20 protein-coding genes are annotated in these 18,767 nt (G+C 67.5%); 12 read left to right on the top strand and 8 right to left on the bottom strand.

From position 1 onward, the window contains the following. Window positions 1–356: 356 nt before the first annotated feature. Complete coding sequence (gene deoC / locus ACFWPH_RS15245; RefSeq protein WP_378751335.1) at window positions 357–1,025, bottom strand: deoxyribose-phosphate aldolase; 669 nt, start codon at window positions 1,023–1,025, stop codon at window positions 357–359. Between the two features lie 98 nt (window positions 1,026–1,123). Between deoC and ACFWPH_RS15240 the strand changes: the two genes are divergently transcribed. Then, window positions 1,124–1,657: a GNAT family N-acetyltransferase gene (locus ACFWPH_RS15240; RefSeq protein ID WP_378751333.1), complete on the top strand. Its 534-nt coding sequence runs from the start codon at window positions 1,124–1,126 to the stop codon at window positions 1,655–1,657. A 187-nt stretch (window positions 1,658–1,844) separates the two neighbouring features. Next, window positions 1,845–2,729, top strand: a complete 885-nt coding sequence (gene purU, locus ACFWPH_RS15235) for a formyltetrahydrofolate deformylase (RefSeq protein WP_378751331.1) — start codon at window positions 1,845–1,847, stop codon at window positions 2,727–2,729. A 25-nt stretch (window positions 2,730–2,754) separates the two neighbouring features. On the opposite strand, the gene ACFWPH_RS15230 is transcribed toward purU, so the two are convergent. The 5 genes from ACFWPH_RS15230 to ACFWPH_RS15210 form a co-directional block, all read right to left on the bottom strand. Next, window positions 2,755–3,801, bottom strand: a complete 1,047-nt coding sequence (locus ACFWPH_RS15230) for an alpha/beta fold hydrolase (RefSeq protein ID WP_378751329.1) — start codon at window positions 3,799–3,801, stop codon at window positions 2,755–2,757. Between the two features lie 65 nt (window positions 3,802–3,866). Further along, window positions 3,867–4,130, bottom strand: coding sequence for a DUF2516 family protein (locus tag ACFWPH_RS15225; RefSeq protein ID WP_378751764.1), 264 nt, complete (start codon window positions 4,128–4,130; stop codon window positions 3,867–3,869). Window positions 4,131–4,231: 101 nt separating this feature from the next. Then, window positions 4,232–4,906 (bottom strand): heparin-binding hemagglutinin, encoded by a 675-nt coding sequence (locus tag ACFWPH_RS15220; protein ID WP_378751327.1) that lies wholly within the window; start codon window positions 4,904–4,906, stop codon window positions 4,232–4,234. Further along, a complete protein-coding gene (locus ACFWPH_RS15215; RefSeq protein ID WP_378751325.1) occupies window positions 4,903–5,397 on the bottom strand; it encodes a helix-turn-helix domain-containing protein in 495 nt (164 codons plus the stop codon). Before ACFWPH_RS15215 ends, ACFWPH_RS15220 begins: the two co-directional genes overlap by 4 nt. A 97-nt stretch (window positions 5,398–5,494) precedes the next feature. Further along, window positions 5,495–6,847: a DUF445 domain-containing protein gene (locus ACFWPH_RS15210; protein ID WP_378751323.1), complete on the bottom strand. Its 1,353-nt coding sequence runs from the start codon at window positions 6,845–6,847 to the stop codon at window positions 5,495–5,497. A 574-nt stretch (window positions 6,848–7,421) separates the two neighbouring features. On the opposite strand from ACFWPH_RS15210, the gene ACFWPH_RS15205 reads away from it, so the two are divergent. From ACFWPH_RS15205 to ACFWPH_RS15160, 10 genes are all read left to right on the top strand, one after another. Beyond that, a complete protein-coding gene (locus tag ACFWPH_RS15205; RefSeq protein ID WP_378751321.1) occupies window positions 7,422–8,108 on the top strand; it encodes a TetR/AcrR family transcriptional regulator in 687 nt (228 codons plus the stop codon). A 126-nt stretch (window positions 8,109–8,234) separates the two neighbouring features. Beyond that, window positions 8,235–9,638, top strand: a complete 1,404-nt coding sequence (locus ACFWPH_RS15200) for an AarF/ABC1/UbiB kinase family protein (RefSeq protein WP_280459827.1) — start codon at window positions 8,235–8,237, stop codon at window positions 9,636–9,638. A gap of 38 nt (window positions 9,639–9,676) precedes the next feature. Further along, window positions 9,677–10,918, top strand: coding sequence for a saccharopine dehydrogenase family protein (locus tag ACFWPH_RS15195; protein WP_378751318.1), 1,242 nt, complete (start codon window positions 9,677–9,679; stop codon window positions 10,916–10,918). Beyond that, the gene (locus ACFWPH_RS15190; RefSeq protein ID WP_378751316.1) at window positions 10,915–11,598 is read left to right on the top strand and encodes a class I SAM-dependent methyltransferase; all 684 of its coding nucleotides are present in this window, start codon (window positions 10,915–10,917) and stop codon (window positions 11,596–11,598) included. Before ACFWPH_RS15195 ends, ACFWPH_RS15190 begins: the two co-directional genes overlap by 4 nt. Before the next feature lie 149 nt (window positions 11,599–11,747). Continuing rightward, window positions 11,748–12,152, top strand: coding sequence for a hypothetical protein (locus ACFWPH_RS15185; protein ID WP_378751314.1), 405 nt, complete (start codon window positions 11,748–11,750; stop codon window positions 12,150–12,152). Then, window positions 12,145–12,720: a hypothetical protein gene (locus tag ACFWPH_RS15180; RefSeq protein ID WP_378751312.1), complete on the top strand. Its 576-nt coding sequence runs from the start codon at window positions 12,145–12,147 to the stop codon at window positions 12,718–12,720. Before ACFWPH_RS15185 ends, ACFWPH_RS15180 begins: the two co-directional genes overlap by 8 nt. After that, on the top strand, window positions 12,717–13,457 hold the full coding sequence (locus tag ACFWPH_RS15175; RefSeq protein WP_378751310.1) for an ESX secretion-associated protein EspG: 741 nt from the start codon (window positions 12,717–12,719) through the stop codon (window positions 13,455–13,457). Before ACFWPH_RS15180 ends, ACFWPH_RS15175 begins: the two co-directional genes overlap by 4 nt. A 10-nt stretch (window positions 13,458–13,467) precedes the next feature. After that, window positions 13,468–14,313, top strand: coding sequence for a polyphosphate kinase 2 family protein (locus ACFWPH_RS15170; RefSeq protein WP_378751308.1), 846 nt, complete (start codon window positions 13,468–13,470; stop codon window positions 14,311–14,313). Window positions 14,314–14,452: 139 nt separating this feature from the next. Continuing rightward, window positions 14,453–15,199 carry a DsbA family protein gene (locus ACFWPH_RS15165; protein WP_378751306.1) on the top strand — a complete coding sequence of 249 codons (747 nt, stop codon included), beginning with the start codon at window positions 14,453–14,455 and terminating at the stop codon, window positions 15,197–15,199. Next, window positions 15,196–15,762, top strand: a complete 567-nt coding sequence (locus tag ACFWPH_RS15160; protein ID WP_378751304.1) for a vitamin K epoxide reductase family protein — start codon at window positions 15,196–15,198, stop codon at window positions 15,760–15,762. Before ACFWPH_RS15165 ends, ACFWPH_RS15160 begins: the two co-directional genes overlap by 4 nt. A 20-nt stretch (window positions 15,763–15,782) precedes the next feature. Here ACFWPH_RS15160 and ACFWPH_RS15155 read toward each other — a convergent pair whose 3' ends face one another. Next, complete coding sequence (locus tag ACFWPH_RS15155; protein ID WP_378751302.1) at window positions 15,783–16,898, bottom strand: S1C family serine protease; 1,116 nt, start codon at window positions 16,896–16,898, stop codon at window positions 15,783–15,785. 709 nt (window positions 16,899–17,607) lie between these two features. Beyond that, window positions 17,608–18,660: an NAD(P)-dependent alcohol dehydrogenase gene (locus ACFWPH_RS15150; RefSeq protein WP_378751300.1), complete on the bottom strand. Its 1,053-nt coding sequence runs from the start codon at window positions 18,658–18,660 to the stop codon at window positions 17,608–17,610. Window positions 18,661–18,767: the final 107 nt, after the last annotated feature.

The following is an 18,767-nucleotide window of genomic DNA, read 5'->3' as shown; positions in this document are numbered from 1 at the left end:
ATCAGGTGGTGCGCTGTGATTTTGGTGACGCTCCATTACGTGGGCTGGAGACCCCGTGAACCTGTTATCGGGGCAGACCATCCGTTGAGGGGCGGGCTGTAATTTTGGAGACGCTCTGTAATTTTGGAGACGCTCCGCGTCTCGAGGGGTGGGGCCCTTATAGGCCCGGTTCTTCACTCCTCCGCTCCTCCGCTTCGCTCCCCCGCTCCGTCGCTCCAGAACCGGGCGGGCCCCACCCCCCGGGGGGATGACCCATTCGTGGAAGAGGGCGTCCGTGGCGGGTGTGACCGCGGTGGTGGGGAGGTTGCCGGGTTCGTGGGCCACGGCTTGGGGTGATTACAGCGGCGACGGCGATTTCATTCGGGGAAGCCGTCCAGGACTGCTCGGCTGCGGGAAAGCCCTAGACGGGTGGCGCCTGCGGTGATCAGTTCGGCGGCGGCCTCGGCGGTGCGGATGCCGCCGCTGGCCTTGATTCCGAGGCGGCCGCCGACGGTTTCGGCCATCAACCGGACTGCGTGGGGGCCGGCGCCGCCGGCGGGGTGGAAGCCGGTGGAGGTTTTCACGAAATCGGCGCCGGCCTGTTCGGCGGCCCGGCACACCTCGACGATCGCTGCGTCGGTGAGCGCGGCCGATTCGATGATCACCTTCAGCACCGCGCGCTGGTCGATCGCCTCGCGAACCACAATGATATCGGCGAGCACGGCGGCGTAATCGCCCGCGACCGCCGCGCCGATATCGATGACCATATCGACCTCCGCCGCCCCCTGATCCACCGCGAGCCGAGCCTCTGCGCCCTTGATCAGCGAATGGTGTTTCCCGGACGGAAACCCCGCGACCGTGGCCACCACCACGCCGGGCGCCCGCACCGGCAGCATGGCCGGCGAAACGCATACCGCGTACACGCCGAGCTCCCGGGCCTCGGCCACGAGGGCGGTAACATCCGCGCTGGTCGCTTCCGGGGCGAGCAGCGTGTGGTCGATCATTGCGGCCACCTCGGACCGGGTCAGCGATACGGAATCGGCCATGGGACGAGAGTCTGGCACACCCGGTCCGAATTCCGTTGCGGGCCTCTTATTCGTCGGGAACACTCGTATCGCAATCGGGCACATATGAGAGGACGACGTTGCTGATCCGTCGCGAACGTGGCGTCGACACCACCGCCGTGGCCGCCGTACACCGCAGCGCGTTCGCTGCCCAGTACGCCACCTCCGGTGGAGGTGGTACGCAGGATCCTCCCGAAGTGGCGCTCATGGCCGAGTTGCGCAGCGATCCCGGCTGGATTCCGACACTGTCCATGGTCGCGGTGTCCGGCGATACGGTGGTCGGCCATGTCTGTGTCACCCGGGCCACGGTGGGCCCGTTCCCGGTGCTCGCGCTGGGCCCGATCGGGGTGCTCGCCGACCGGCAGCACCGCGGTATCGGTTCCGCGCTCCTGCATGCGGTGGTCGGCGCCGCCGACGCCCTCGACGAACCCCTCATCGGCCTGCTCGGCAGTCTCGACTACTACCCGCGTTTCGGGTTCCAACCGGCCGAACGCCTCGGCATCATCCCCGACCAGCCCGAGTGGGCCAGTCATTTCCAGGTGCGCCCGCTGACTGCCTACGACTCCCAGATCCTCGGCGAGTTCCGTTATGCCGACCCGTTCTACGCCCTCTGAGCGCAACCGGCTCGTACCGGGACGAACCCGCTGATCGGGCAAGACGGCCGCACCTCGGCCGGCACCGGCACACAGAACCGGCGCACCACCGCTGCGAACCCCGCGGTCCTGCGGAGTTCAGTGAAACCCTGCACAGTTGCTGCCCGCGCGCCGCGGGAGCGTCGGACGACACGGCTAGGCTCACCTCATGGTTTCCGCCGTGTCCGACGATCGCCGATATGTGCTGACCCTGGGCTGCCGTGACCGCCCGGGCATCATTGCCGCCATCACCTCGTTCATCGCCGAGTTCGGCGGGTCCATCCTGGAGGCCGGTTATCACTCCGACCTGGAGACCGGCTGGTTCTTCACCCGGCAGTCCATCAAGGCGTCGACCGTGCCGTTCGGGGTCGAGGAACTGCGGGAACGGTTCGGACACATCGCCGATGAGCTCGGCCCGGACACGGAATGGCAGGTCCACGATTCGGGGCTCCGCCGGCGGGCGGTGGTACTGGTCAGCAAGGAAGGTCACTGTCTGCACGATCTGCTCGGGCGCGCGACCTCGGGGGAACTACCCGCCACGATCGAGGCGGTGATCGGCAACCATCTGGATCTGGCCGCCATGACCGAAGCCCACGGCATCCCGTTCCATCACGTGCCCTTCCCCAAGGATCCGGCCGAACGCGGACCGGCTTTCGAGCAGGTCCGCGAGCTGGTGGACAAACACGATCCGGATGCGGTGGTGCTCGCCCGGTTCATGCAGGTGCTACCGGAACGACTGTGTGCGCACTGGGCCGGGCGGGCCATCAATATCCACCACAGTTTCCTGCCGTCCTTCGTCGGTGCCCGCCCGTACCATCAAGCCTTCGCGCGCGGCGTCAAACTGATCGGCGCCACCTGCCACTATGTGACGGCGGAACTGGACGCGGGCCCGATCATCGAACAGGACGTGATCCGTGTGGATCATGCCGACGGAGTGAGCGATATGGTCCGCCAGGGGCGCGATATCGAACGGGTCGTACTGGCCCGCGGGCTGCGCTGGCATCTGGAAAGCCGGGTACTGGTGCACGGCAAGCGCACCGTCGTCTTCTCCTGAGCGGACCTGCCACCGGTGCGCGCGGTCAGCCGACGGCTTCTTCGGCCGGCGCACGCACCGAGGCGAGCACCTCACCGAGGATCTCGTTGAAGCGATCGATCGCTTCGACAGTGCCCAGATGCCCGGTGGGCAGCAGTACGAACCGGGCAAGGTTGCCCCTTTCCCGCAGCCATTCCGCGATCTGCTCGGCGTGTACGGCGGGTGTCATATCGTCGGCCGTACCCGCGACGACGGTGGTCGGCACCATCAGTTGACGGGCAGCATCGCCGAGATCCATCTCCGCCAGCAGCCGGCCGAATTCCGACCGCACCCAGGAGCGGCAGGACCGCACGATATTCAATCCGAAGTCGATGGTTTCCGGTTCGGCGTCCAGGCTCATGATCTGCCGCGCGAACACCCAGCGGACCGGCGCGATCGGCGGGAAGACGATCCGGGCACTCAGACCGCCCCGCCCGAGCCACATCGGCAACGGCACCTTCCGGTTCAGCAGCGGTAGCGGCCGGTTGAAGAACGGCACGACGGTGGTCTCGTCCACCAGGGCATACGGCCCGGTGTTGGCCAGCACGACTGCCACGGCCTGATCGAGCACTCGCTGTGGATATTTTCCGGCCCATGCCTGCACTGTCATCGCGCCGAGGCTGTGCCCGACGACCACCGCCCGCTGCCCCGGCCGCAGCACGGCGTCGAGGACCGCGCAGAGATCGTCGGCGAGCAGGTGGCAGTCCAGCTGATCGGGCCGGCCGAATTCGCTTTCCCCGTGCCCGCGCAGATCGAAGGCGATCACCCGGTACTCCCCGGCGAAGGCGTTGATCTGCGGGTTCCAGTATTCGAGGCAGCAGGTCCAGCCGTGGATCAACACCATGGGCTGCGCGTCTTCCGGACCGTAGGCGTGCACGCGCAGCCGGGCTCCGTCGGCGGCCCGCACGTCGATGACCTGATGTTCCGTGCTCGGCGGGTTGAGCGCGGGGTTGCGGTATCCGCCGCGGCTGCGCAGGCCGGCCCGGTGCACCTCGAAGATTCCATCGATTTGATGAGCGAGGGCGCCCCAGAATTCCGACATCATCGCACGCATCGACACTCCTTTGTGTTACTAACTGACACAGTAACGCGCAGGAGTGGACCTCGCCAGCCGGACACCTACCAGCGGGGACCGCGCTGAACCTCGTCCACCTTCGGCCGCACATCGGCGAGGTAGATACCGGTCGCGATAATGGCGATGAACGCCAGCAACCCCAGCGAGGGGAAACTGAGCAGCATCAGCAGCGCGGCCGCGCCGAGAATGCCCAGCCAAATCGGTTTCGTCAGTTTGTCGACCGCGGTGAACGCGTCCGAACGCTGGCGCACGGCATGCACCAGCGCGAACACAGTCGCGCTGATCGCCAGTAGCCACAGCGCGGCCATGATCCACCCGGTCAAGCCATACACCTGCTGCACCCCACCATGATAGGAGCAGCGCCCCCGTACACCACAGGTGCACGGGGGCGCGAGCCCACATCGGCAGGTCAGACCGACTTGGGGGCGGCTTTCTTGGCCGGCGTCTTCTTCGCGGCGGTCTTCTTGGCCGCGGGCGCCTTCTTCGCCGGTTCCGGAGCCGGAGCCGGTTCGGGCGCGGGGGCCGGCTCCACCACTTCGGCGTCGACGACGTCGGGTGCGGAAGGAGCTTCCGCCTCCACCACCGGCGCAGCCTCCGCCGGAGTCTTGCCGGACCGGGCGATCAGGCCCGACACCCGGTCGATCACTTCCTCGGCCCGGCCGCTGGCGTCCTTGTAGAGGCTCTCGACCCGGCCCACCTGCTCTTCGACCAGATGGTTCGCGCGCAGCCGCTCCACGGTTTCCTCACCGCGGACGGCCAGATCGGAGTAGAGGTCGAGCACCTGGCGGTAGTACTGCTCGGCCAGTTTGCGCAGCTCCTCGGAAGTGAACTTCTCGCGCAGCTCGGCCAGATCCTCGGGCAGTTCCGAGGGCAGCTCGGAAAGCCGCGCCCGGATCTGCTCGAACTGGGTCTGCACATCGGCGGGCAGGCCGGCGAACCGCTCGCGGGCCTCGTCGACACGGCCGTTGACGTCGGTGGCGCGTTCCCGCACCTGGGTCACCGCGTCGAGAACAGCGGCGTAGACGGCGTCCGTGGCACCGACGGTGGCGAACAGCGGTTTCACAGTGGTGTTCTTCTCGGTCATTTATCGTTCTCCTGGCGTGGCGGAGCGTCGGTGTTCGGTGGTGGAACAACGCTGTCCCGGGCGATCGTTTCCTCCGGCCCGTTCTCCCGGCGGAACGATTCGTAGATGTCCAGGAGGACCTGCTTCTGCCGCTCGCTGATCGCGGTATCGGCCAGCAGGGCATCCCGGACGGGACTGTGCGCCCGCTGCTCTAGGAAGCCGGCGCGCACGTACAACACCTCCGAAGAGACCCGCAGCGCCTTGGCGATCTGCGTGAGCACTTCGGCGGAGGGGTTTCGCAAACCGCGCTCGATCTGGCTGAGATACGGGTTGCTGACCCCCGCCAGCTGGGCGAGCTGTCGCAGCGAGACCTGCGCGGCCTCGCGTTGTGCCCGGATGAACCCGCCGATGTCCTGCGCCGCGTTCACCACGCGGGCTGCCTTGTCGCCGCCGCCGGCGGTGGCCGCCGGATCGTCGGTGTACTGAGCGGAAACGTGGGGCTCTTCGGCCATCACTCACCTTCTGGCTTGTACGTACGCAACGATAGAACAGGGTGCTAGCAATAGCAAGCACTTCTGCTAGCAGAATCCGAATACTCCCGCGCCGGCGTCATCCGCCGAACATCAGATGGGAGACGGTGTAGATCAACAGACCCGCGAGACTGCCCACCACCGTGCCGTTGATACGGATGAACTGCAGGTCACGACCCACCTGGACCTCGATCTTCTTACTGGCCTCTTCCGCATCCCAGCGGGCGACGGTATCGCTGACGATGGTGGCGATCTCGTCGGCATAGTTGGCGGCCAGATAGCGGGCCCCGCGTTCGATCCACCCGTCCACCTTGGCGCGGGCATCGGTATCGTCGCGCAACCGCTCACCCAGCTGCTGCACGTTCTCCGCCACCTTCCGGCGCAACGTGCTGTCCGGATCGTCGGCGGATTCCAGGATCAGCCGCTTGGCCGCCCGCCAGGTGGCCTCGGCCAGGCCGGTGATCTCCTCCCGCCCCATGATCTGGGTTTTGATCCGCTCCGCCTTGGCGATCATCGCCTCGTCGTACTGCAGGTCATGGGCGAATTCCTCGAGGAACCGGTTCGCAGCCAGCCGGACCTCGTGATCCGGGGTCGAACGCACCTTCCAGGTGAATTCGACGAGCTCGCGGTACACCTTCTCCGAGAGCAGCACGTTCACGAACTTCGGCGCCCACTGCGGGGCCTCCCCCATGACGATCCGGTCGACCGTCTCCTGACTACCCAGCGCCCACTGGTGGGCGCGCTCGGCCAGCAGATCCACCAGCGGCAGCTGGCGGTTGTCGGCCAGCAGTTCGGCCAGCACCCGGCCGATCGGCGGACCCCACTGCGGTTCGGCGATCCGTTTCACGATCGTGTTATCGATCACCTGCTCCACGTCTTCGTCCCGGAGCACTCCGACCACCGCACGCAGAATCGTCGAACTCTCGTCCGCCACCCGCGCGGCATTGGCCGGATTCGCCATCCAGCGCCCTACCCGCCACGGGATCTGGGCGGAGTTCACCTTCGCGGTGACCACCTCCGGCGAGAGGAAATTGGTGCCGACGAAGTTGCCCAGACTGGCGCCGAGCTGGTCTTTCTTACGCCGGATGATCGCGGTATGCGGAATCGGCAGGCCCAGCGGATGCTTGAACAACGCCGTCACCGCGAACCAGTCGGCCAGCGCGCCCACCATCCCCGCCTCCGACGCGGCCCGCACATAGCCCACCCAGTCACCGGCACCACCGCGTGACTCCAGCCAGCGGCACACCAGGTAGATGACGGTCGCCACCGCCAGCAGCCCGGTGGCCACGACCTTCATCCGCCGCAGGTCACGCCGTTTGGCCGCGTCATCGGTGAGTGTCGAGAAGACGCCCGGTGGTTGCGCCGAACCGCCGGGGCCGGGAGTCGCGGGAGCGGAATCGAGCACCGCACTGCTGCCGGTCGCTTTCTGCATACCCCCCATTCTGCTGTTTGTTCGCCGGCGGCTCCGGCAGCGCGGGGGTGGGGGGCTCGTGATGCCGGTCTCGGAGTAGACCCTCCGTCTCTCGCAGTGGAGCATCCGCGAAGGGGCGGGCTGTAATTTTGGAGACGCTCCGCGTCTCGAGGGTGGGGCCCTTGGAGGCCCGGTTCTTCACTCCTCCGCTCCTCCGCTTCGCTCCCCCGCTCCGTCGCTCCAGAACCGGGCGGGCCCCACCCCGGAGTCGTGACCCATACGGATGCTTGGAAAAGGGGGAGATCAAGGCTTCCCCTGGAACGAACCACGTGAACGTGACCAACGGCGGCCACCGAGTCCAGCGAGGCCCTCAGAGGTTTTGGCCCGTCCATGCGTTCAGCACGCGAGACAATGCGCCGCAGGCGCGAGTATCGCGTGCTGAACGCATGGACCAAAGGGGCCAAAACCCGCGCGCGCCAGCGCGCCGAAATAACACAGCCTACAGTGGAGGCACCGAACCGTACGGACCTAGGAGCCCACGCTGTCCACCGATGACCTGCTCGATATCGGGAATCCCGCCGATCGATCGGCGCCGGTGCGTGCCCCGCGGACCGACGGGCGGAAACGCCGCTGGCGCCAGCACAAGATCAATCGGCGGGAGGAACTCGTCGACGGCACGCTGGCGGCGGTGCGTACCCGCGGCGGTAGTGCCGGGATGGACGAGATCGCCGCCGAGATCGGCGTCTCCAAAACCGTCCTGTACCGCTATTTCGCCGATAAGAACGATCTGGTCAATGCCGCTATGCAGCGGTTCATCGAGATCACCCTGATGCCCCGGGTGTACGGGGCGATCAGTTTGGACGCCGACGAGTACCAGCTGGTGCGTTCCGCGCTGGCCGAATACGTGGGTGCGGTCGACGAAGACCCCGAGGTCTACCGGTTCATCATGGGCACCGGTTCCGGTGACCCGTCCTCGCTGGCCGATTTCGAGCGGCTGTTCGCCGAGGTGGTGGCGGCCGCCATCACCGAACGCGGCAGCGCCCTCGGTATCGAAACCGAGGGGGTGATGCTGTGGTCGTACGTGATCGTCGGCGGTATCCAGCTCGCCACCCACTGGTGGACCACCAACCAGTCGATGGATCGCGACGAGGTGATCGACTACCTCACCATGATGGTGTGGAGCGCCATCGAGGGGATGGCCCGCGCCGGCGGTTCACGCGACAAGTTCGGCGCCCAGGAACACGTGCTGCCGCCGATCCCCTCCGGCGACCAGGCCGTCTGAGCCACCCGGCTCGCCGGGCTCGACAACCCCGCCGGTTTGGCTAGTCTGATTGCCGTGCGGCGGCGGAGAACCGGCTGAGTTCTCCGGCCACCGTAGGCGCGCGTCGGCACCAACGGAGGTACCTCGATGGCGAAACAAGTGCCGACTTCCCGGCTGGCCCGCGGCACCAAACTGGGCGCGGTCGCCGCGGGGTCGATGGTGCGCACCCAGCGCGCCCGGCTCTCGATGCGCGGCCGCTCGGAGGCGGTGCGGGCGCGGATGGCCGAGGAGTCGATTCTGCGCAGTACCGAACAGCTGGTCATGGTGCTGGGCACCATGAAGGGCGTGGCCATGAAGCTGGGCCAGATGATGTCGGTGCTCGATCTCGACCTGGTCCCGCCGGATCACCGCGAGCGATTCCAGAAACGGCTGGCGGTTCTGCGTAATGCCGCGCCGTCGGTGTCGTTCGAGGCGATGCGCGCGGTGATCGAGGAGGACTACGGGCAGCCGCTGGACGCGGTGTTCGCCGAGTTCGAACCGGAGGCGATCGCCGCCGCCTCGATCGGGCAGGTGTATCTGGCGCGGTTGCACGACGGCCGGCAGGTCGCGGTGAAGGTGCAGTACCCGGGGATCGATGCCGCCGTGCGGGCCGACCTCAAGAATCTGACCATGTTCCGGCGGGTCCTGCAGTCGGCCATGCCCTGGGTGACCCCCGCGGTACTCGACGAGCTGCGGCTGAACATGGAATCCGAGCTCGACTATCACATCGAGGCCGAAACCCAGCGCGATATCGCGGCGCTCTACGCCGGCCACCCGTTCATCGTGGTTCCACAGCCGGTGCTCGAGCACAGTACGCAGCGGGTGCTGGTCACCGAATATCTGGCCGGAACGGCCTTCGAGGATATTCGCGCCATGCCGCGGGCCGAACGCGACCGCGTCGGCGAGATCATCTACCGCTTCTATGTGGGTTCGCTTTTCACGTTCAACGAATTCTGTGGCGACCCACATCCCGGGAATGTCCTGCTCGCCGAGGACGGCCGGGTCGGTTTCCTGGATTTCGGGCTGTTCAACCGGATGGATCCGGAACATGTGCGGTTCGAGGCGATCTGCCTGTGTGCGGCCGCGGAGGATCGCGGTGCGGATCTGCGGGATCTGATGGTCCAGCGCGGGGTCATCGATTCGACCGACGAGATCGGCGTCGAGGAATGCCTGGAATATGTGCTCTCGGCATCCGAATGGTGTCTGGTGGACCAGGAACTCACCATCACCCCGGAATTGGCCAGCGGTGCGTTCCTCCTCGCCGTCGACCCGCGCTCGAGCGAATTCACCGGGATGAAACAGCAGAATCTACCCCCGGAACATCTGTTCTCGCGGCGCGCCGATTTCCTGACCTTCGGGATGCTGGGACAGTTGGAGGCCACGGCGAACTGGCATCGGATCGCCCGGGAATGGTTGTACGGCGACGAGCCGGTCACCGAACTCGGCCGGATCCACCGGGAATGGCTGGACCGGCGCCGGCCGCGCAAACGCGGTAGGCGCCGCACCGGCTGACCGCGTCCACGACAGCACATCCACGAGGGGTTCATTTCATGACGGATACACGCGAATTCGACCTGGTCGTTTTCGGCGCGACCGGTTTCGTCGGCAAACTCACCGCCCAGTACCTGTTGGGCGCCGCCCCAGCGACGGCGCGGATCGCGCTGGCGGGGCGCTCCGAACACAAGCTCGCGGCCGTCCGCGACGAGATCGGCGCGCACGAGTGGGGTCTGGTGGTGGCCGACAGTACCGACCAGGATTCCCTGGACGCGCTGGCCGCCCGCACCACCGCGGTGATCACTACGGTGGGCCCGTATCTGCGGTACGGGATGCCGATGGTCGCCGCCTGCGCGAAAGCCGGCACGCATTACGCGGACCTGACCGGTGAACCGCTGTTCATCCGGGAGGCGATCGACTCGTATCACGACGAGGCCGCGCGCACCGGCGCCAAGATCGTGAATTCCTGCGGCTACGATTCGGTGCCGTCGGATCTGAGTGTCTACCAGCTCTACCGTCGTACGGTCGCGGACAATACCGGCGAACTCGGCGATACCACGCTGATCGCCACCCTGCGCGGCGGGGTGAGCGGCGGCACGATCGATTCGGGGCGCGCGATGATGGAGGCTGTCGCCGCGGACAAATCCAAGGGCGCGGTCCTGAGCCATCCGTATTCGCTGAGCCCCGATAAATCCATGGATCCCGAGGTCGGCCGGCAATCCGATCTCGTCCTGGAACGGGCCCGCGAGATCGACCCGAGTCTGAACGGCTGGGTGGGCACATTCGTCATGGCCGCCCACAACACGAAGATCGTGCGCCGCAGCAACGGCCTGCTCGGCTGGGTGTACGGCAAGAACTTCCGCTACCGCGAAACCATGGGCGCGGGTAATTCGCGGCTGGCGCCCGTGGTTGCGGCCGGTATCTCCGGCGGTGTGGTGGCGGGTATCGCGGCCGGTGGCCTGCTGTCCCGGTTCCGCGCCGGCCGCGCCTTGCTGGACCGGATCCTGCCCGCGCCCGGTACCGGTCCCGGCGAGCGGACCCGGGAGAACGGCTGGTTCCGGATGCGCACCTATACCCGCACCACCTCGGGCGCACGCTATCTCGCGACCTTCGCCGGCCAGGGCGATCCGGGTTACAAGGCGACCGCGGTCCTGCTCGGCGAGAGCGGGCTGGCGCTGGCGTTCGACCCGAAACCGGATATCGCGGGCATCCTCACCCCGGCCGCCGCCATGGGCGATGTCCTGACCGAACGCCTGCGGGCCGCCGGAATGACCATCGATGTGGAGCCGCTGGTATGAATCTCGCCCGGCGCACGATGAACGCCCCGGCGCTGGCGGCGGTGTACGAACGGGCCTGGCGGCCCACGCTTTTCTACCTAGCCTCAGGTCGCAGCACCGGGGCCGATCGCCGCTTCGCGGTGGAATCGCTGCGGCTGGGCACAGCCCGGCGCGTTCTGGATATCGCCTGCGGACCGGGTAATTTCACGCGTTATCTCAGCGAGCACGTGCCCGCGGACGGATATGTGACCGGTATCGATTACTCACCGCCGATGCTGGCCCGCGCACTGGCCGACAATGCCGGGCCGCGGGCAGGTTATGTGCGCGGCGACGCCCGGTATCTGCCGTTCGCGGACGGCACCTTCGATGCCGTCTGCTGTTTCGGCGCTTTGTACCTGATCCCCGACCCACTGGACGCGGCCCGGGAGATGATCCGGGTGCTGGCCCCGGGTGGCCGGCTGGCGGTCACCACCAGCTACCGCCCCGATAACGCGTTCGGCGAATTGACCCGGCGCACCGCCGCGGTCAGCGGTTTGCGCATGTTCGGCGGCCAGACCTTCCCCGATCTGTTCGCCGCGGCCGGGCTGGTCGATATCGATCAGCAGATGCACCGGTTCCTGCAGTACCTCACCGCGGTGAAGCCGGCGGCCGGCGCCCCGCGGCACGAGGGACGGTCCGCCACCTCGAACAGCGGGGTCTGACGCGGCGACGCGGCCGCGCTGTGCAAAACACCTGTCTCGTGCGCCATTTCACAGTGCGATCCCCCGCCACGGCAGGTCTTCGCGGGCACCGCGGGCTACCCGTCGGTAGAGTCACGGGTCGTACCACCGGTCCGGAAGGGAGATTCCAGATGTCGCTCCCGGAACTGGGCCAGGGTGTGGCCCGGCGGTTGTACGCCGCGGCCACGGCCGGCGGCACGGATTCCTTCACCCTCACCGACGATGTCGCCCTGCGCCTCGCGGCCGCCTGCGATGCGCTGGTCTCGGATCTGGAAGCGGCCCGGGCCGGGGGCCGGCAACTCGCCGCGGCCCCCGGTACCGCGGGTTTTCCCGATCTGCCCACCGGGCACGCCCTCGCCGCCGGCTTCGCCGGTAAGTCCATCGAGTACCTGGACACCCTCACGGCATTGCAGGAAACCGCCCTCCGGTTCAAAGCGGCCTATCTGGCGGCCGCGGGCCGGCTCACCGAGGCCGATCTCGCGAACCGGGCCGCGCTCGCCGTCGCCGCGCAAGCCGAAGGGAGTGGAAATGGCTGAATTCGCCGAACTGGATCCGCCTTTCGCGCCCGAACGCGAATGCTTCGGCAGCTTCACCCATCAGGAGATCTGGGACCGCGTCCACGAGGTACTCGACCCCACCGCCCTCGGCGCATCGGCCACTGCCTGGAAATCGAACGCCGACGCCGTGGCCGCAGCCTTCGCGACCTTCGCCGACACCGCGCGCCGGGAATTCGGCGGCTGGTCCGGACACACGGCGACCGCCGCGTGGCAGGCCACCCAGGATTTCATCCGCACCGGTGAGGCGACCCACAATGTCTGCCGGGCGCTGCAGCGGATCATGACGGGTAATTCCGATGCGGCGCAAACACTGCGGGCCGCGCTGGTCGCTCCGCAACCGTACCGCCCGCTCGACGACCCGGCGGCCGAGGCCGTTCACGGCGGCCGGCGGCGGATGGACCACGATATCGCCTCGGCCGCGGCCACGGCCGACGCGCAGGAGGCGATGACCACCATCTACCTGTCCACACTCCCGGCTTCCGGGGATCGGGTGCCCAGGTTCCCCGATACGTCCACCGGCGCCGATCGTGGGAGCCCGCACCGGTGAAATGGATATTCACCCCCGACGAATTCAGTTACGTCTGGGCCGCCGAGACGGGCCTGGAGCGCCGGCCCTACCCGGTGAACCTGGCACCGGCCAGCGTTGTCCGCACCGAATCCGAACTGGCCGCCCTGCGATTACCCCAGCGGTTCGCCAGACAGGCCGACCCCGATCTGGCAGCCGCGCTCATGCTCTGCGCCCGCCCGGACGCCACCGCCGTCACCCTCTCCGGAGAACGCTCGGTGCTCCCCCGTAACGGCGAATCGCCGGAAACCGAGCAGATCCTCGGCTTCGCCGCCGTGATAGAGCACCACGCCGCCGTCCTACACGCCACCGCCACCAGAGTCACCGTGCAGATGTGCCAAGCGCACGAGCTCGGTGGCCGGCTGGTCGCGCTGATCGGTTCGGCCCGCCGCGGCACCCACGGACCGCTGCGCGAACCGCAGGAAGCAGTACTCACCGATGCGCCGATTCCCGGTCGCGACGCAGCCGGTGACGCGGCGCTGTTCCGGAAAACACTGCGGGAACCGGTGGATTCCCGGGGTTTCCTCACCGTCACCGTCGCCCCGGACGATCCGATGTCGCCGCCCACCCGGCATCGCAGCTGGCTGGATATCCGCGGTGACGGACGCTATCTGCTGACCACCGCCGACGTCCTGATCCTGGACCCGGTCGGCGATACCGAATTCGCCGGGAAACTGCTCGGTCTGGCCGGTATCCGCGCCAGAACGCCCCGCCTGTGATACTGCTGCGATGGCCGAGTACTGGAACGAACCCGCGAGCCGGGCACTGCGCGCCGACGGCCTGCGGATCGCCGGCCTCGACACCTCCGCCCGACCCGGTTTCCAGGGCGACAAGCCGGCGGGTAAACGGCTGCTCACCGAACGCGGCCGGGTACTGGCCGGCGAACAGGAGAAGCTCTACGCCAACGGGCGCTCCGGTGATCGGCGCAGCGTGCTGCTGGTCCTGCAGGGAATGGATACCGCCGGCAAAGGCGGGATCGTGCGCCACGTGATCGGCTCGGTGGACCCGCAGGGCGTGGACCACGCCGCCTTCGGTGTGCCCACCGAGGAGGAGAAACAGCACCACTTTCTGTGGCGGATCCGCCGCGCCCTGCCCCGCGGTGGGCAGCTGGGCGTGTTCGACCGGTCGCACTACGAAGACGTGCTGGTCGCGCGGGTGCACGGATTGGTCCCCGAGGAGGTCTGGCAGGGACGCTACGAGGAGATCAACCGGTTCGAACGGGAACTGGTGGACAACGGTACGACGCTGGTGAAGGTCGCGCTGTTCGTCTCCCTGGACGAACAGAAGGCCAGGCTGCGGCAACGCCTGCAGCGACCCGACAAATACTGGAAGTTCAGCCCCGGCGATATCGACGAACGCGGCTACTGGCCCGCCTACCAGCAGGCCTACCAGGCGATACTGGACCGCACCGGCACCGAGTACGCACCCTGGTACGTGGTACCGGCCGATGCGAAATGGTACGCCCGGCTGGCCGTCACCGAACTGCTGATCGAAGCCATGCGCGGACTGGACCTGAACTGGCCGCCCCCCACGTTCGATCCGGCGGCCGAATTACGCCGCCTAGAGCGCGCCTGACCGGACCGCACGCGGCGGGTTGTGGAAACTCTCAGCAAGCCGGGCAATGATGGGGGCGGTGCGCCGGGTATCCGGCCGCCCCCGCCGGGCCTACCACCGGGTGGGGCATCCAGGTAGCGAAAGGCGTGGTGAACGCACGGTGAGCAAGAAACCCGGGCGGCCGAATCCGCTGGCGGCAGCCCAGCGCGCGGAACGCAATCGCAAGATCGCGATACAGGTCGGCGTCACCGCGGTCCTGGTGGCACTGGTGGCCGCGATCGGGATCGGGTTGGCCGTGCGCAACTCCGGTTCCGACTACGACGGACCGGTACCGGCCGCGGCCACCGAGAACGGCGCCATCCGGATCGGGCAGCCCGAGGCCCCCGCGACGGTACGCATCGTCGCCGATATGCAGTGCCCGGTCTGTCAGCAATTCGAAGCCGATCACAGCGAGCTACTGAAGCAGTCGGTGGCCGACGGCACCGCGCAGATCGAATACAACATCGTCGGGTATCTGGACAAGATGTCCAGCACCAACTACTCCACCCGTTCGGCGAACGCGTCCTACTGCGTCGCGGACCAGGGCACCGAAAAATACCCGGACTGGCTGGAGCTGATGTTCCGGAATCAGCCGCCCGAGGGCGGGGCGGGCCTGTCGGACGAGCAGCTCATCGATATCGCGCACCAGGCCGGTTACACCGACCCCGCGGTCGACAAGTGCATCAGCGACGGCACCTACAACGACTACGTCGCGGAGATGTCGGACCAGTCGTTGGCCGAGGGTATCGATGGAACGCCGACCGTGTTCGTCAACGGTGAGCAGGTGAATCTCACCCTCAACCAGGACAAGACCGGTTTCGACACCGCTGCCTTGACCACCGCGATCCAGGCGGCTGCGGGCCGGTGATCACGACCTCGCCGCGGGCCGCCTGGATCATGCTCCTGACCGGCCTGGCCGGCTGGGTGGCGTCGCTGGTCCTGCTGGTCGAAGATTTCAAACTGCTCAGCGAACCCGGGTATGTCCCGTCGTGCAGCCTCAACCCGGTGCTGTCCTGCGGGTCGGTGATGGTCACCGATCAGGCGCAAGTCCTGGGGTTCCCGAACCCGATCATCGGCGTGGTCGGGTTCTCGGTGGTCGTCACGCTGGCGGTGCTGTCGGTCGCCGGGGTCGGCCTGCCCCGCTGGGTCTGGGCGGGTCTGTGGCTGGGGACGGCGGCGGGCACCCTGTTCATCTGCTGGCTGATCTTCCAGAGCCTGTACCGGATCAACGCGCTGTGCCCGTACTGCATGGTGGTCTGGGCGATCATCACCCCGCTGCTCGCGGTGCTCACCGGACAGCTGTGGGGTAACGACCGCGGGGCGCTGCGGGTGGTCGCCGAATGGCGCTGGACCTTCGTGGCCGTGTTCTACGCGCTGGTGCTGGTGCTGGTGTTCCTGCGATTCCAGGACTACTGGCTGTCGCTGTTCTGATCACCGGCCGCGGGCGGGCCCTATCCAGGCGCCAACCGCACCGATACGACCCGCTTGTCACCGTCGGTTTCCAGCACCCCCAACCGCACCACCTCGGCCGGCCGGCGCGTATCGATGGCCGTGCGCAGCGCCCGGGCGCTGGTAACCGCCCGGCCGTCGATGGAGGTCACGATCTCACCGCTGGCCAGCCCCGCGCTCTGGCCGGGTAGTCCCGGGATCGCCATATCGATGCGCGCACCGCGCGGGCTCGCATCGGAAATCACCACACCGAGGGTCGCGGCGGGGCCGATATGCACCGATTCGGTGGGCGTTCCCGACCGGATCTGGCGCACCACCCGCATGGCCGCATCGATCGGGACCGCGTACCCGTTCGGTGGGTCGGCGGCATCTCCCGGCGGCGGCTCCCGCTCCCCGGAGGCCGCGGCGATCACGCCGACCACCGCACCGGTGTGATCGGCCAGCGCACCCCCGGACTGCCCGGAGGTGACGGGCGCCTCGATCTCCAGCATCCCGGTGAGCGCCTGGCGCGAGAAATCCTGTTCGTTCACCGCCATGATCGTGCTGTCCAGATCGCTGACCCGGCCGGGAACGGCGGTGGCGGTACCGCTGCCACCGGCATTGCCGATCGCCACGACCTCGTCCCGGACCCGCAGATCGGACGAGCTGCCGATCCGGGCGGACGCCAGGCCGGCGGCTCCGGTGAGCGAGAGCAACGCGATATCGGCGCGGGCGTCGTACCCGAGGACCTGGGCGTTGTACACCGCCCCGTCCGCGACCCGGCTGACCTGGACGGCTTTCGCACCCTTGACGACATGATGACTGGTCAGCACCTGGCCGTCGCCGGTGAGAACGATGCCCGATCCGGCCGCTGCCGCCCCGAACGCCCGGGTGGTGGCGGTGATGTTCACCAGCACCGGCGAGACGTCCCGGGTGACGTCGTCGGTGTCCATCGGCGGCCGCGGCATCGGCCGTGCCGGAGCCACCGCCACATCCGGCCCCGGGCGGGCGAGCCCGGGCAGCTCACCCCGGTACCCGAAAAGAGCCCCGAGTGCCAGCACGACGGCGAACACGGTGACGAGCACACGCCCGCCGCCACCCGGCCGCCCGGGCCCGGTGCCCTGCCACTGGTCGTCCAACGAGCCTCCTGTGTTTATTTGCGCCGCCTTCGGCGGCGCGGGTTTCGGCCCCCCTTGGCGTGGTCGTTCAGCACTCGACACTCGCGGCTGCGCCGCATTGCATCGAGCGCTGAACGACCACGCGGGCCAAAACCTTGCAGGGCCTCGTAAGACTCGGCGGCGCCGCTGGGCGCGTTCGGATCGGGCGAAGCCATGGCTCAAGTGTCTCCCAAGTCGGCGGGCGCCGGGAGGATTTATTCGGTCGAGCCGCGCTACTACCTGCGGGTGGAGAAGTTATCCACAGGCTTCCCCAGTTATCCACAGGGGGGGTGACGCCTGAGCACAACCTGCGGCCTGACCTGTGGATTCGTTATCCAGACGCCGGCCACGGTCACGCCCGCGTCACAGCGGTGGGCCGGCGGTGCACGGCAACGGCGGCCGAAACAACCCGCTGACAGGTCGTTTTCCCGTACGGAAAGCGAGAAAAAGCCGGGGCGGAAATCGCGCCCCGGCCGTTATCCATCGGTCATCGAATCAATAGATTCACGGTCTCGGCCCTCGAATGCCCTCGGAAATCCATCCACAACTACGCCCGCCCATCCACAAGCCCGGCGGGGTTTTCCACAGGCTTCTCCACATGTGGAGAAAGGCCTCCGTGGAGAAGCCCACATTGTTCGACAGCGGTCGATCCAGGCGCCCGGGGCCGGCCGAATTCACCCCGGGCCGGGCATCATATGGTCGCGGTATCGATCACGAATCGGTACCGCACATCACTGGCCACAACCCGCTCATAGGCACCGTCGATCTCGTCCGCGGAAATAACCTCGATTTCCGCACCGATTCCGTGAGCGGCGCAGAAATTCAGCATTTCCTGTGTTTGCGCGATACCGCCGATCATCGACCCGGCCAGCGACCGCCGCCGCCCGGCCAACACCTTCGGCTGCACCGTCAGCGGCTGCTCCGGCAGCCCCAGCACGACGAGCGTGCCGTCCAGGCGCAGCAGTTTCATATAGTCGTTGATCGGCAGATCGGCGGAAACGGTGTTGATGATCAGGTCGAAGTGGCTGCGCAGATCCCGGAAGATCTGTTTATCGCTGGTGGCGTAGTAGTGCTGGGCGCCGAATCGTTTCCCGTCTTCCTGTTTGCTCAGGGAATGGCTGAGAACCGACACCTCGGCACCGAGCGCCGCGGCAATCTTCACGGCCATATGCCCGAGACCGCCCATTCCGATAACCGCAACCCGCTTACCCGGCCCGGCCTCCCAATGCCGCAGCGGCGAATACACGGTGATCCCGGCGCACAGCAGCGGCGCTGCCACAGACAGGTCGATACCCTCCGGAATTCCGAGCACGAAGTTCTCGGTCACCACGACCTGAGTGGCGTAACCGCCCAGGGTGTGCCCGCCGGGCTGCACCTCTTCGGGGACGCGGCTGTTGTAGGTCATCACCGCACCGCGCAGGCAGTACTGTTCCTCCTCCTGGAGGCACGGTTCGCACACCCCGCAGGAATCGACCATACAACCGACCCCCACCCGGTCACCGACCTGATGACGGCTCACCGCCGACCCGACCGCCGCCACCGTACCGGCGATTTCGTGCCCCGGAACGCATGGATATCCGGCGCCACCCCATTCATTACGCGCGGTATGGATATCGGAATGACAGATCCCGGCGTAGGCGATATCGATCAGCACATCGTGCGGCCCCAGTTCCCGGCGCTCGATGGTGACCTTCTCGAACGCGGCATCGGGCCCGGCCATGGCATACGCGGCAACACTACTCATGCTGTAATTTTGGCGCGGCCTTCGGCCGCGCGGGTTTTGGCCCCCCTTTGCGTGGTCGTTCAGCACTCGATGCTCGCGGCTGCGCCGCATTGCGTCGAGTGCTGAAC

This window comes from Nocardia sp. NPDC058499, assembly GCF_042719915.1.
In the GTDB taxonomy this organism is placed as follows: domain Bacteria; phylum Actinomycetota; class Actinomycetes; order Mycobacteriales; family Mycobacteriaceae; genus Nocardia.
Note: the sequence above shows the minus strand (reverse complement) of the source record. Positions and strands in the feature narration are given on the sequence as shown.

What these genes read in the sequence shown, in the direction of transcription:
- deoC (WP_378751335.1), bottom strand. Translation starts at nt 1,025, where the DNA reads ATGGCCGATTCCGTATCGCTGACCCGGTCCGAGGTGGCCGCAATGATC.
- purU (WP_378751331.1), top strand. Translation starts at nt 1,845, where the DNA reads ATGGTTTCCGCCGTGTCCGACGATCGCCGATATGTGCTGACCCTGGGC.
- ACFWPH_RS15230 (WP_378751329.1), bottom strand. Translation starts at nt 3,801, where the DNA reads ATGCGTGCGATGATGTCGGAATTCTGGGGCGCCCTCGCTCATCAAATC.
- ACFWPH_RS15225 (WP_378751764.1), bottom strand. Translation starts at nt 4,130, where the DNA reads ATGGCCGCGCTGTGGCTACTGGCGATCAGCGCGACTGTGTTCGCGCTG.
- ACFWPH_RS15220 (WP_378751327.1), bottom strand. Translation starts at nt 4,906, where the DNA reads ATGACCGAGAAGAACACCACTGTGAAACCGCTGTTCGCCACCGTCGGT.
- ACFWPH_RS15215 (WP_378751325.1), bottom strand. Translation starts at nt 5,397, where the DNA reads ATGGCCGAAGAGCCCCACGTTTCCGCTCAGTACACCGACGATCCGGCG.
- ACFWPH_RS15210 (WP_378751323.1), bottom strand. Translation starts at nt 6,847, where the DNA reads ATGCAGAAAGCGACCGGCAGCAGTGCGGTGCTCGATTCCGCTCCCGCG.
- ACFWPH_RS15200 (WP_280459827.1), top strand. Translation starts at nt 8,235, where the DNA reads ATGGCGAAACAAGTGCCGACTTCCCGGCTGGCCCGCGGCACCAAACTG.
- ACFWPH_RS15195 (WP_378751318.1), top strand. Translation starts at nt 9,677, where the DNA reads ATGACGGATACACGCGAATTCGACCTGGTCGTTTTCGGCGCGACCGGT.
- ACFWPH_RS15190 (WP_378751316.1), top strand. Translation starts at nt 10,915, where the DNA reads ATGAATCTCGCCCGGCGCACGATGAACGCCCCGGCGCTGGCGGCGGTG.
- ACFWPH_RS15185 (WP_378751314.1), top strand. Translation starts at nt 11,748, where the DNA reads ATGTCGCTCCCGGAACTGGGCCAGGGTGTGGCCCGGCGGTTGTACGCC.
- ACFWPH_RS15180 (WP_378751312.1), top strand. Translation starts at nt 12,145, where the DNA reads ATGGCTGAATTCGCCGAACTGGATCCGCCTTTCGCGCCCGAACGCGAA.
- ACFWPH_RS15170 (WP_378751308.1), top strand. Translation starts at nt 13,468, where the DNA reads ATGGCCGAGTACTGGAACGAACCCGCGAGCCGGGCACTGCGCGCCGAC.
- ACFWPH_RS15150 (WP_378751300.1), bottom strand. Translation starts at nt 18,660, where the DNA reads ATGAGTAGTGTTGCCGCGTATGCCATGGCCGGGCCCGATGCCGCGTTC.